Raw genomic sequence first — 11,434 nt, forward strand, 5'->3', positions numbered from 1 at the left:
CCCCCTGTTTCAGACTTGACCGGTATCTGCCTTCCATTCCCGGTGCGCCGTTGCCGCATCCAGCGGAGTTTTGACGATGTGGTTCGTATAATTGGACAGTGTCTTTAATCCAACGCCAAGAACAACCTCAAGAACGGTTTGTTGCGTATAACCCGCTGCGACAATATCGGCCACATCCTGATCGGACGGCCATCCCCGCGAGGTCACGACAATCTCGGTGAACTTCCGCAACGCCTCAAGCTTGGGATCGCTCAGTTCCGTTCTGTTGCGCATGCTCTCGACAATTGACATGTCCACGCCCTGCATCTCGGCCTCGACCGAATGCCCGGTCATGCAATAGGCGCATCCGTTCAGACGGCTGGCAGTCATGAGAACGATCTGGCGTTCGGTGTCGGACAGGTCGGTGTTCTGGAAGAACAGCGCCGACAGACGGACATAACCTTCCAGAAGCGCGGGGGCTTCGGCCATCAGGGCAAAAAGGTTCGGAACCATGCCGAACTTCTTCTGCGTCGACTCGATCCACGGTTTCGCGCCGTCCGGCGCGGTGTCATGGGTATGAATAATGAAACTCATCCTGTTTGTCCTTTTGTGATTCAGGCGGGGATTCGATTGCCACGCACAAGATCGGCGGCTCGTTCCGCGATCATGACGGTTGGAGCATTGGTGTTTGAGCCGACAATGCTGGGCATCACGGAACTGTCGCAGACGCGCAGCCCGTCCAGACCGCGCAACCGCAGGTCCGGGCTGACAACCGCCATATCGTCGCTGCCCATCCGGCAGGTGCCCACGGGGTGGTATCCGGTACGGCCGTTCTGGCGCACATAATCTTCCAGATCGGCCCGGCTTGTGGCTTTGGCTCCGGGCTCGACCTCGGCCTTCATCACGTCGGTAAAGGCCGGTTGGCGCATGATCTCGCGGCTGACCTCAACAGCATCGATCGATCCCGCGACATCGCCGGGTTCAGCCAGATAGTTCGGGTCGAGCAGCGGTTTGTCCTGCGGGTCGGCGGAGCGCAGGCGCAAGCTGCCCCGGCTTAGCGGGCGCACGAAATAGGCGTTCAAAGTGGCGCCGACACCTGAGGAGAGGCCAGTGACCCCTGCCTCGGCGCCGACGCCGGGGAGGAAGTGAAATTGCAGATCGGGCACATCGGTGGTCTGCGAAGACCGCCAGAACGCACCGCCCTCGGCCACGTTCGAGGTCGCCGGGCCGGTGCCAAACAACGCCCATTGAAGCCCGGCCCAAGCCATCCAGTGCGGCTTGTCATAGCGGTTCAGGGTCTCGGTATCTTTGAGCTGACAGATGATGTCGATGACAAAATGGTCTTGCAGGGCCGAACCGACGCCGGGCAGATCGTGAACCACATTCACCCCCACATCCCGCAGGTGATCGGCAGGGCCTATGCCCGACAGCATCAGCAACCGGGCTGACCCAAGCCCGCCTGCGCACAGAAGAACCTCGGCTTCGGCGCGGTATGTGACATCCGCCAGTTCGATCCCGGTAACGCGGCCACTTTTGACGATCAGCCGCCGCACTTCGGCGCTGGTTCTGAGCGTCAGGTTGGGCCGCGACAACACCGGTTTCAGATATCCCCGCGCGGTGGAGCACCGCTGCCCGCTGCGGCTGGTGGTCTGATAGATGCTGGCTCCGGCCTGCTCGGCACGGTTGAAATCGGGATTGTACGGCATCCCGTATTCCTGACAGGCCTGCACAAACCGGAGCGACAGTGGGTGCGGGCTGGGCAGGTTCGAAACCGAGAGGGGGCCATCGGTTCCGTGCCAGTCGCCACTGAGGACACTATTGCCCTCGGCCCGCAAGAAATATCTCTGAATTTCGGCAAAGGACCATCCGGGGCAGCCCTCGCTGCTGGCCCAGCGGTCATAATCCGTAGGATGCCCGCGCGTGAAGACCTGCGCGTTGATCGAACTGCCCCCGCCCAGCACCTTGCCCTGCGCCATCGGGATCACGCGGTCTCGGGCATGGCGTTGCGGCACCGTTTCCAGACCCCATGTCAGGGGGCCGGTCGTCATTTTGGCAAATCCGGCGGGGATGTGGATATAGGGGTTGCTATCCCGCTTTCCGGCCTCGATCAGCAGCACCTCCGCTTGCGGGTTCTCGCTGAGACGGGCGGCCAGAACGCACCCAGCTGACCCACCACCGACGACGATATAATCATATGTCGTTTTCATTCTGCTGTCCCTCCGCCGAAATCCGGTTTGCGCTTTTGCATCAGGGCAGCAAGCCCTTCGCGGCCATCATCGCTGAACCTGCTGGCGGTTCCGGCGATTTCATGCACCGCATGTGCGCCCGAAGGACCATCCCCGAGCGCCCGAAACATCTGCTTTGCCGCCATCATCGCTGTGCCGCTTTGCTTTGCGATCGTTTTGATCAGGTCGTGCTGCACCGCTGACAGATCATCCTCGATCGCGCTGACCAGCCCCCAGTCCAGCGCGGTTTGCGCATCCAGCCGCTTGCCGGTCAGAACCATATCCTTTGCACGCCCTTGCCCGATCAGGGCCGATAGTCGCTGAATACCCCGCATTCCGGGCACCGCCCCGATGGACAGTTCCGGCAGGTACAGACGCGCGTGGGAATGGGCGATGCGCATATCCGTTGCCAGAGCCAGTTCCAGCCCCCCGCCAATCGCGTCGCCGTTCAGCCAGGCCACCGTCAGCGAGTCGAGCATTTCGATCCGGTCGATCACCCGGTTGGTGGTGCGAATGAACGTGCGCCCCATATCCGGCGCCGACATCTGCCCCCAATCGTCAAACGCGCCACCTGCACAGAAAAACCGATCCCCCGCGCCTTGCAGCAACACCAGCCGGATGGACCTGTCCGCCTCCAGCAGTGACAGCTTGTCTTCCAGCGCGGCCAGAACCTGCATTGTCAGGGTGTTTGCCTTCGCCGGAAAGTTCAGCGTCAGATGCCCAACCCCATCGGCACGGTCCAGAGTGACGGTGTTGCTGATCATGAGAAAACCTCTGCCGGCATCTGGCTTACGTCCCCGATGATCGGGGTGAACCCCATATGCGCCAGCACGTCCCGTTCCAGATCGATCCCGGGTGCGATTTCCCGCAGCACGACACCTTCGGGCGTCAGGCCAAAAACGGCACGTTCGGTCACATATATGACCTCGGCCTTGCGGGTCTGCGCCTGCGCGCCCGAGAAGGTGATCGCCCGAACATGATCGACCAGTTTGCGGACGCTGCCCTCGGACCGGATCGACAGACCGTTACCAGCCACATCGATCTGCACGCCCTTTGCATTGAACGTACCGCAAAAGACGATCTTGGGCGTATTTTGCGAGATATCGATGAACCCGCCCGGACCCACCGGACGTTTGCCCAGATGGCTGACATTGACATTCCCCTGCCCGTCCAGTTCGGCCATACCCAAAAACGTCACATCCAACCCGCCGCCGGAATAAAAATCAAACTGCGAGGTTGCCGGGATGATCGCCGAAGGGCCAGAGGCGATGCCGAATAGCGGCCCGGTCTCCATCACGCCGTTATAAATGCCCTGTTCGGCGCATAAGGCGATCCGGCGCGGGTCGATCCGGGCGAAATGCACGACCGATGCGGACACGCCAAAGCCCAGATTTACGACCCCGGCATCGGGCATTTCAAGCGCCGCCCGTTTGGCGATGACGCGTTTGATGCCGGTGGGCGCGACCTCTTCGCTGGGCCGGCCTGCGGCGTCGCCCGAAAAGTCCGGCCGGTATCCACCACGATAGGTCTGCGTCTGCCCGGGGCATATCGCGATGCCGTTGACCAGAACATTGGGCAATGCGACCTCACGCGCGGGCAGAGCCGTCACGGACTTCTGAACCTGAGCATAGACCCGCCCGCCCGAATTGCGCGCGGCAAGCGCCATGGCAAATACGTCCAGATCCGCCGGTTCATGCCGTGTCGAAAGATTGCCGCTTTCATCCACGGCAGAGCCGCGCACCAGCGCGACATCGACCCGGATCGGTTTGTAGCGCAAATAGGTCTCGCCATCGATCACGCAGCGTTCGACCAGCGGCTCGTGCGTGACATCGTTCAATGCGCCGCCATTCCCGGTTTCGGGGTCAACAAATGTGCCCAGACCTGTCTTTGTGATCAGACCCGGACGCCCGGCGCCGCATTCCCTCAGCAGCAGGCCCAGAACTCCGGTCGGCAAGGTATACGCTTCGATCTGCCCGCTTTCCGCAAGACTCTGCATCCGGGGCGACCAGCTCCAATGCCCGCCGATGACGCGCTTGACCAGCCCGGCATGGGCAAGGCGGTTGGTCCCGCGCCTGTCGCCGTCACCCAGACCGAAACTGTGCACCAGCGTCAGGTCCCGGGGGTGGCCGGTTTCAAGAAACCGACGCTCAATCGCCTCTAGCAGTTCATCCGGTTCCATCAGGCCACCGCCTGATCCGGATACCGCCAGCACCGCGCCATCCGGGATGCGCCGACCAATCTGATCCGGTGTCAGCGAGATATCCGAAAGGCTGTTGGTCATGTGATGCGCCCCAATGCGATTCATGGTCTGCACAAAATTACTAGACCGATTTAGTAAATCGATCTAGTGTCAATTTACAAGATCGAATCCCAATGCGAAAAATTTGGGAAACCCACAAAGCGTTTGCGCCGGAACCCCGCCTGCCGGGGAAGAACACCGCGCTGCGCGCCGACGACATAGGGAGGTCATTCAAAATGGGCCGATTTGTTCTTACCGTTTCCGCGATGGCGGTCAGCGCCGTTGCCCTGACCGGTGCCGCGCAGGCGGAAGGTGAACTGGATATTCTGCATTGGTGGACATCGGGCGGTGAGCTTGAGGGCATCAAGCTGCTGCGCGAAAATGTCGAGGCACAAGGCATTCAATGGGTGGATGCGGCCTCGGCCGGTGGGGCGGGGTCCAACGCGCGCACCGTTTTCCGGTCACGCATTTCCGCCGGTGATCCGCCCGCCGTGATGCAGGCGCTTGGCACCGAGGTCAATGAATGGGCCGAAGAAGGTGTGCTGGGCGATCTGTCCGCCGTCGCGGCCGAGGAAGGTTGGCTTGACGTCATTCCCGGCCCGTTACAGGAATTCGTGAATATCGACGGCAAGGTGGTGTCCGTGCCTGCGGTCTGGAGCCAGATCAACTGGGTCTACGGCAACAAAGAGTTGTTTGACACACATGGCGTCACCCCGCCCACAAGCTGGGCCGAGCTTGAGGCCGCCGCCGAGACATTCCGCGCCGCGGGCGTTCTGCCCATCGCACATGGCGGTCAGCCGTGGCAGGACACCGCTGTGCTGGACGGCATTCTGGTGTCGATGGACGATCCCGAATTCTATCGCAAAATCGCGGTCGAGCAGGATGAGGACGCGCTGCGTTCGGACCAGATGAAAGAGGTTTGCGCCGGATGCGCTGGTTCAGCGAGCAGCTGGATGAGGCGTCGCCGGGCCGGGAATGGACCGACGCGCAGGCCATGGTTAAAAACGGCGAGGCCGCCATGGTATTCATGGGGGATTGGGGCAAATCATGGCAGATGACCTCGGGCGGTGTACCGGATGAGGATTTCATCTGTTTTGCGACACCGGGATCAAACGACATGTTCGTGTTTCTCGCCGATTTCTTCTTTTTCCCGCAACTGGACGATGACGCCGACAGCGGCGCGCAGGTCGCCTTTGCCAAGGCGGTGATGGACCCGCAGTTTCAGGCCGAGTTCAACCTGCTGAAGGGCGGTCTGCCCGTGCGCACTGACGTTCCGGGCGATCGCTTTGACAGCTGCACGCAGGATTCCGTGGCACGGCTGGGCCGGGCGATCGAGCGGGATGGCCTTGTGCCGTCGCTAGGTTTTGCACATGCGGCGCGTTCCGATGTACAGGGCGTGTTCCGTGACACGATTGCGGAATACATGACCACGCCCGGGATGACCCCGGATCAGGCCATCGACCAGATCCTCGACGATCTGGATCTGCTCTGACACCGGCATAAGGTCAAAACCACGATGAGCGCCAGACGCACTCTTAAAACATGGGCGCAAGATCATGTATCGCAACTGGCCCTGGCGCCGACCGGCGTTCTGGCCCTTGTCTTCGTCTACGGGTTCATCCTGCTGACGATCTATTTGTCGCTCACCGACAGCCGCATCCTGCCGAGTTATAATTTCGTCGGGTTCGAACAATGGGAGCGGCTTTGGGGTGCGCGCCGCTGGTGGACGGCGGTGAACAACCTTTTGCTGTTCGGCAGCCTGTTCATCGGCTTTGCCATTGCAATCGGTATGGCGCTGGCGGTCTTTCTGGACCAGCGCGTCCGCGCCGAGGGGGTGATCCGGACCATCTACCTCTATCCCATGGCGCTCAGCTTTATCGTTACCGGAACGGCTTGGAAATGGATGCTGAACCCCGATCTGGGAATCGAGCAGGTGTTTCAGCAATGGGGCTGGACCAGCTTTCAGTTCAACTGGCTGGTTCAGAAGGACATGGCGATTTACACGGTGGTCATCGCCGCCGTCTGGCAATCATCCGGTTTTGTCATGGCCATCTTTCTGGCGGCATTGCGTGGCATTGATGCGTCGATCATGCAATCGGCGATGGTGGACGGGGCATCGATGTTCCGCATCTATCGCCGCATCATCCTGCCGCAACTGCGCCCGGCCATGTTCACGGCCTTTGTCTTGCTGCTGCATATGGCGATCAAAAGCTTTGATCTGGTGATAGCGCTGACCAATGGCGGCCCCGGTAACGCCACCGACCTGCCCGCCACCTTCATGTATACCTTCGCCTTCGAACGGTCCCGCCTGGGCATTGCTGCAGCCTCGGCCACGATGATGCTGTTCACTGTGGTCGCGATCATCGTTCCCTATCTCTACGCCGAATTGCGTGCGCAGAACCGCGACCGGAGGGACTGAGATGATCGCCGAAGTTGTCACCGGTCAACAGGGGATGCTGGACCGCATCCTGCGCTGGTCGATCTATGTCATGCTCATCGGCTTTGCCATTTTCTATCTTGCACCCTTCTACGTGATGGTCGTCACCTCGCTGAAATCCATTGATGAGATCGAGACCGGCAATCTGATGGCCCTGCCGCAAAACGTGACCGGCTATGCCTGGAATGAGGCCTGGAATGTCGCCTGTATCGGCACCGACTGCCGGGGCATGGCACCTTATCTGCTGAACTCGCTCATGGCATCGCTGCCCGCGACGATCATTCCGACGCTGATCGGGGCGGTAAACGGCTATGCCCTGTCGCTGTGGCGGTTCCGCGGGTCCGAGCTGTGTTTCGGCCTGCTGCTGTTCGGCGCATTCATCCCCTATCAGATCGTGCTGCTGCCGATGGCGCAGTTTCTGGGCGCGATGGGTTGGTCATCGTCTATATTCGGGCTGGCCTTTGTCTATTCGGTCTATGGGCTGCCGTTTACCACACTGTATTTCCGCAACTTCTTCGCCTCGTTCCCCGAGGATCTGGTCAACGCCGCGCGGGTGGACGGGATCGGGTTTTTCCGCTTTTTCTGGCGCGTCGCGTTGCCGGTGTCGGTGCCCATAATAGTGGTCAGCGTCATCTGGCAGTTCACCAACACATGGAACGATTTCCTGTTCGCGGCCTCTTACACCGATGCCAATTCGGCCACGTCGATGGTGGCGCTCAACAACTTCGTTCAGGTGGCCACCGGTGTGAAACGCTATAACGTCGACATGGCCGCAGCGATCATTACCGGCCTGCCGACAATCCTCGTATACGTCGTCGCCGGGCGATATCTTTTGCGCGGCCTCATGGCTGGCGCTGTAAAGGGTTAAAGATATGGGAACGCTTTCCATCCGCAATCTCAACAAATCCTTCGGGGCGCTGCATATTCTCAAGGATATCTCGGTCGAGGCCATGCAGGGCGAGTTTCTGGTGCTGGTCGGGCCGTCGGGCTGTGGCAAGTCCACGCTGCTGTCCGCCATCGCGGGTCTGCAAAAATCCGACAGTGGCGAAATCCGGATCGATGATCGGGATGTGACCAACGTGGCCCCCAAGGATCGCGATATCGCCATGGTGTTCCAGACCTATGCGCTGTACCCTAACCTCACCGTTCTTGAAAACATCACCTTCCCGCTGGAAGCGCGCGGCGTCCCCCGTGCCGAGCGCTGGAAAGAGGCTGACCGGGTGGCCGGTATCCTGCATATTGAAAACCTGTTGGACCGCCGCCCCAAACAACTGTCCGGCGGGCAGCGCCAGCGGGTTGCCATGGGCCGTGCGCTGGTGCGAAACCCTGAGATTTTTCTGTTTGACGAGCCGCTCTCGAACCTCGATGCCAAACTGCGTGTGGTGATGCGGACCGAGATCAAGAAACTGCATGCCGATCTGGGCACCACCATGGTCTATGTCACCCATGACCAGATCGAGGCGATGACACTTGCCACCAAAATCGTTGTCATGAAAGACGGGGTGGTGCAGCAGTTCGGCAAGCCGATAGACGTCTATGAACGCCCCGCGAACCAGTTTGTCGCGGGTTTCATGGGCTCGCCTGCCATGAACTTCCTAAACGGCACAATGACGGCCGATGGCGTGCAGGTAGAACGCCCCGATGGCGGCACAATTCTGGTGCCCGCACCCAACCTTGCAGAGGGGGAACAGGTGGTGCTGGGATTACGGCCCGAAGCGATCTCTGACGCGCCGTTCAACGATAATGGACCGGCCATTCCCTTTCAGTGGCCTCTGGAACTGCTTGAACCGACCGGGGCTGAAACCATTGGTATTCTTGCCTCACAACCGGGTGGGGATGAGATCGTGGCGCGCCTGTCCGCCAAGCCCCGGGTGGCAACCGGACGAGCGGTGCAACTATACATGAACCTGTCCAATATCTGCCTGTTCGACGCGCAGTCGGGCAAGGCGCTTTGGCATTCGGCAATCGAGGAGGGCCAGCCATGACAGTTCTGGGCCTGCATCACATCGGATTCACGGTGCCCGACATGGCGGAAGCGGTCGATTTCTTTACGGACGTTTTCGGGGCGGTCACAATCATGGAATGCGGCGCGGTCGATGTGGATGACGATTTCATGCGAACCCGGCTGGGGGTGCCCGCCGGATGCAGGATCACCGATCAGCGCGTCCTGCAAATCGGTCGCGGCGGATCGCTGGAGGTCTTCGAATACTCTGGCGTAGATAATCCGACCCCCATCAGGCACAATGGCGAGGTCGGGTCCATGCATATGGCCTTTGAGGTCGAAGATGCCTTTGCCACCGCTGCGCGGCTGAAAGAAAAAGGTGTCGATGTGCTGGAAGGCCCCACTTTGATCGAGGGCGGGCCGATGGACCAGTTGGTCTGGATGTATCTGCGCGCGCCATGGGGGCAGTACCTTGAAATCGTCAGCGCAGACGGCCCGCTCGGGTATGAGGCTGAGGGCGAACAGAGGCTCTGGACGCCCTCTCAGGGGGCCTGACCCTAAAGCCCGATTGCGGCAAGGCCCGCGGTTGCACATTGGACATCATCCGGCCCCGCAGCACCCGAGACACCAATCGCCCCGATCAGGACCCCGTTTTCGAGTATCGGCAGACCACCATCCCAGGCGCACAGGTTCGGGCGGTTGGCCAGTCCCAGCTGCAGGTTGCTGCTGGACAGCATACGCTCGGCGAACTCGCTTGTGGTTTTGCCCAGAACGGCGGTGCGCGCCTTGTCATGGGCGAATTCCGAGACTGCCGCCGGGGTGCCGTCCATGCGTCCGGCTGCAATCAGATGTCCGGCGGGGTCCACCACGATGGCCGAAATCGCCCAGCCGTTTTCATCTGCGCAGGCCAGAGCAGCCTGAACCGCCGTGTTGGCCGCCGCCAGAGTGATGATGCGTTTTGTGATCGAAACCGACATATTTCCCTCGTCTAAAGATCAAAGATCAGTTCATTGGTTCCCCGTTGCACCCGCAGACCGTCCTGATTGAACACGTCAAACCGGAAGGCGATGATGCCGCGTTTGCCCGATGACGTCGTGCGCTTTGACACCACATTCAGTTCGGCGCGGATCGTGTCACCGGCAAAGACCGGCTGTTCAAACCGCCAGTCCCATCCCAGGGATGCAAGCCCGTCAAGTCTGACCACCGAGCGGTACTTGAGCCCGTCCACCACCGACAGAACCAGCAGGCCATGGGCAACCCGGCTCGGGAAACCCCGGCGTCTGGCAGCCTCGTCATCGAGGTGGAGCTCATATTCATCGCCCGTCAGCGCAGCAAAACCGGCAATCAGGTCAGCCGAGATTTCAGCAGACCCCGTTGCGATCACGTCCCCGACCCGCAAATCCTCATACCCATAGGACCCTGCGGCAAGGGCGCGGGATGTCATTGCGGAACCGGAGCGTCTTCGCGCAGCAGGCCCTTGGCTTTCAGATCGATCCAGAATTCCGCCGGAATCTCGTGGCTGAACCAGTTCAGGTTCTGCCCCAACTGCTCTACCGTGCGTGTCCCCGCCATGAATGTCGGCACCGCCGGATGGGCCACTACGAACTGCAGCGCGGCTGCGGGCAGTGGCACGTCATATTCGGCACAGACCGCCTCGATCCTGCGGACTTTGTCCATGATATTTGCGGGGGCCGGGGCATAGTTGTACTTGGCCCCCTCTTTAGCGCCCGTTGCCAGAATGCCCGAGTTGAATCCGCCACCGACCACAACCGCAGCGCCACGTTCTTCACAAAGGGGTAGGAACTTATCCAGCGAATCCTGTTCAAGCAGGGTGTAGCGGCCCGCCAGCAGAAAACAGTCGAAATCGCGCTGTTCGAGGGCGGCGTGGCAGACCTCCCATTCGTTCACACCAACACCGATGGCTTTAACAACACCCTGATTTCGCAGGCTTTCCAGCGCCTTCCACGCACCGTCCATCGCTTGCTTGAACACTTCGGGCTGCTCGGTACCACGGGTGAAGACATCGATGTCATGAATAAAACAGATATCTATCCGCTCCAGCGCCATACGCTGCAGGCTGTCTTCAAGCGACCGCATGATGCCATCATAGGAATAGTCGAAATGCATGGTAAAGGGCGCAGCGTTGGTCCAGGGCTCAAATTTGATGTCCTGACGACGTCCGGGTTTCAGCACGCGGCCAACTTTAGAGGACAGGACATAGTCGTCGCGGTTCTTCCACCGCAGGCCGTGACCCGTGCGCATTTCCGACAGGCCGTGGCCATACATCGGCGCAGTGTCGAAATACCGGACACCCTTATCCCAGGCATGCTGGATCATCGCATCCGAGGTTTGCTCATCGATCTCACGGAAGATGTTGCCAATAGGGGCGGTTCCAAAGCCAAAGGTGGATACCTCAAGATCGACGCGGCCAAACTTGGCCTTTGTGTTTGGTGTCATGCAAGCCTCCCTGACGCAAACCGGAATGCCCGTATTTGCCTGCTCATAAGTAACTGTTTGGTTATTTATCTCAATTTCTAACTCCGATCAACCCACTTGACGAAGGCGCGTGGCGCATCCTATTAGTAACTGATTAGTTACATTAGGGGACGCCA

General features: G+C 60.2%; 13 protein-coding genes. 6 read left to right on the forward strand and 7 right to left on the reverse strand.

What is annotated here, in order from left to right; genetic code table 11:
* Nucleotides 1–9: 9 nt before the first annotated feature.
* Genes D9K61_RS12585 through D9K61_RS12600 form a run of 4 tightly spaced genes read right to left on the reverse strand, consistent with a single transcriptional unit; the run spans nt 10 to nt 4,485 of the window.
* Nucleotides 10–573: a carboxymuconolactone decarboxylase family protein gene (locus D9K61_RS12585; RefSeq protein ID WP_120633586.1), complete on the reverse strand. Its 564-nt coding sequence runs from the start codon at nt 571–573 to the stop codon at nt 10–12.
* Nucleotides 574–593: 20 nt separating this feature from the next.
* Nucleotides 594–2,186: a GMC family oxidoreductase gene (locus D9K61_RS12590; protein WP_120633587.1), complete on the reverse strand. Its 1,593-nt coding sequence runs from the start codon at nt 2,184–2,186 to the stop codon at nt 594–596.
* Nucleotides 2,183–2,968, reverse strand: coding sequence for an enoyl-CoA hydratase/isomerase family protein (locus D9K61_RS12595; protein WP_120633588.1), 786 nt, complete (start codon nt 2,966–2,968; stop codon nt 2,183–2,185). Before D9K61_RS12595 ends, D9K61_RS12590 begins: the two co-directional genes overlap by 4 nt.
* Nucleotides 2,965–4,485 (reverse strand): acyl CoA:acetate/3-ketoacid CoA transferase, encoded by a 1,521-nt coding sequence (locus D9K61_RS12600; RefSeq protein WP_120633703.1) that lies wholly within the window; start codon nt 4,483–4,485, stop codon nt 2,965–2,967. Before D9K61_RS12600 ends, D9K61_RS12595 begins: the two co-directional genes overlap by 4 nt.
* Nucleotides 4,486–4,577: 92 nt before the next feature.
* On the opposite strand from D9K61_RS12600, the gene D9K61_RS12605 reads away from it, so the two are divergent.
* From D9K61_RS12605 to D9K61_RS12630, 6 genes are read left to right on the forward strand one after another with little or no spacing between them, the layout of a single operon-like run.
* Entirely contained in the window at nt 4,578–5,501 is a 924-nt protein-coding gene (locus D9K61_RS12605; RefSeq protein WP_120633589.1) for an ABC transporter substrate-binding protein, read from the forward strand.
* Nucleotides 5,462–5,935: a hypothetical protein gene (locus D9K61_RS12610; RefSeq protein ID WP_162946863.1), complete on the forward strand. Its 474-nt coding sequence runs from the start codon at nt 5,462–5,464 to the stop codon at nt 5,933–5,935. The genes D9K61_RS12605 and D9K61_RS12610 overlap by 40 nt, the downstream gene beginning before the upstream one ends.
* Before the next feature lie 24 nt (nt 5,936–5,959).
* Complete coding sequence (locus D9K61_RS12615) at nt 5,960–6,862, forward strand: carbohydrate ABC transporter permease (protein ID WP_120633591.1); 903 nt, start codon at nt 5,960–5,962, stop codon at nt 6,860–6,862.
* Nucleotide 6,863: 1 nt separating this feature from the next.
* Nucleotides 6,864–7,748 carry a carbohydrate ABC transporter permease gene (locus tag D9K61_RS12620; RefSeq protein WP_120633592.1) on the forward strand — a complete coding sequence of 295 codons (885 nt, stop codon included), beginning with the start codon at nt 6,864–6,866 and terminating at the stop codon, nt 7,746–7,748.
* 4 nt (nt 7,749–7,752) lie between these two features.
* Nucleotides 7,753–8,865 carry an ABC transporter ATP-binding protein gene (locus D9K61_RS12625; protein WP_120633593.1) on the forward strand — a complete coding sequence of 371 codons (1,113 nt, stop codon included), beginning with the start codon at nt 7,753–7,755 and terminating at the stop codon, nt 8,863–8,865.
* Nucleotides 8,862–9,377: a VOC family protein gene (locus tag D9K61_RS12630; protein WP_120633594.1), complete on the forward strand. Its 516-nt coding sequence runs from the start codon at nt 8,862–8,864 to the stop codon at nt 9,375–9,377. The genes D9K61_RS12625 and D9K61_RS12630 overlap by 4 nt, the downstream gene beginning before the upstream one ends.
* 2 nt (nt 9,378–9,379) lie before the next feature.
* On the opposite strand, the gene D9K61_RS12635 is transcribed toward D9K61_RS12630, so the two are convergent.
* Genes D9K61_RS12635 through D9K61_RS12645 form a run of 3 tightly spaced genes read right to left on the reverse strand, consistent with a single transcriptional unit; the run spans nt 9,380 to nt 11,279 of the window.
* Nucleotides 9,380–9,799: a heme-binding protein gene (locus tag D9K61_RS12635; RefSeq protein ID WP_120633595.1), complete on the reverse strand. Its 420-nt coding sequence runs from the start codon at nt 9,797–9,799 to the stop codon at nt 9,380–9,382.
* An 11-nt stretch (nt 9,800–9,810) separates the two neighbouring features.
* Nucleotides 9,811–10,266: a MaoC/PaaZ C-terminal domain-containing protein gene (locus D9K61_RS12640; protein WP_120633596.1), complete on the reverse strand. Its 456-nt coding sequence runs from the start codon at nt 10,264–10,266 to the stop codon at nt 9,811–9,813.
* Nucleotides 10,263–11,279 (reverse strand): aldo/keto reductase, encoded by a 1,017-nt coding sequence (locus tag D9K61_RS12645; RefSeq protein ID WP_120633597.1) that lies wholly within the window; start codon nt 11,277–11,279, stop codon nt 10,263–10,265. Before D9K61_RS12645 ends, D9K61_RS12640 begins: the two co-directional genes overlap by 4 nt.
* Nucleotides 11,280–11,434: the final 155 nt, after the last annotated feature.

This window comes from Ruegeria sp. EL01 (assembly GCF_900313035.1).
Taxonomy (GTDB): Bacteria; Pseudomonadota; Alphaproteobacteria; order Rhodobacterales; family Rhodobacteraceae; genus Ruegeria.

Excerpts from the sequence above, each read along its gene's own strand:
- D9K61_RS12585 (WP_120633586.1), bottom strand. The coding sequence starts at position 573 with ATGAGTTTCATTATTCATACCCATGACACCGCGCCGGACGGCGCGAAA.
- D9K61_RS12590 (WP_120633587.1), bottom strand. The coding sequence starts at position 2,186 with ATGAAAACGACATATGATTATATCGTCGTCGGTGGTGGGTCAGCTGGG.
- D9K61_RS12595 (WP_120633588.1), bottom strand. The coding sequence starts at position 2,968 with ATGATCAGCAACACCGTCACTCTGGACCGTGCCGATGGGGTTGGGCAT.
- D9K61_RS12600 (WP_120633703.1), bottom strand. The coding sequence starts at position 4,485 with ATGACCAACAGCCTTTCGGATATCTCGCTGACACCGGATCAGATTGGT.
- D9K61_RS12605 (WP_120633589.1), top strand. The coding sequence starts at position 4,578 with ATGCGAAAAATTTGGGAAACCCACAAAGCGTTTGCGCCGGAACCCCGC.
- D9K61_RS12610 (WP_162946863.1), top strand. The coding sequence starts at position 5,462 with ATGGTATTCATGGGGGATTGGGGCAAATCATGGCAGATGACCTCGGGC.
- D9K61_RS12615 (WP_120633591.1), top strand. The coding sequence starts at position 5,960 with ATGAGCGCCAGACGCACTCTTAAAACATGGGCGCAAGATCATGTATCG.
- D9K61_RS12620 (WP_120633592.1), top strand. The coding sequence starts at position 6,864 with ATGATCGCCGAAGTTGTCACCGGTCAACAGGGGATGCTGGACCGCATC.
- D9K61_RS12625 (WP_120633593.1), top strand. The coding sequence starts at position 7,753 with ATGGGAACGCTTTCCATCCGCAATCTCAACAAATCCTTCGGGGCGCTG.
- D9K61_RS12630 (WP_120633594.1), top strand. The coding sequence starts at position 8,862 with ATGACAGTTCTGGGCCTGCATCACATCGGATTCACGGTGCCCGACATG.
- D9K61_RS12635 (WP_120633595.1), bottom strand. The coding sequence starts at position 9,799 with ATGTCGGTTTCGATCACAAAACGCATCATCACTCTGGCGGCGGCCAAC.
- D9K61_RS12640 (WP_120633596.1), bottom strand. The coding sequence starts at position 10,266 with ATGACATCCCGCGCCCTTGCCGCAGGGTCCTATGGGTATGAGGATTTG.
- D9K61_RS12645 (WP_120633597.1), bottom strand. The coding sequence starts at position 11,279 with ATGACACCAAACACAAAGGCCAAGTTTGGCCGCGTCGATCTTGAGGTA.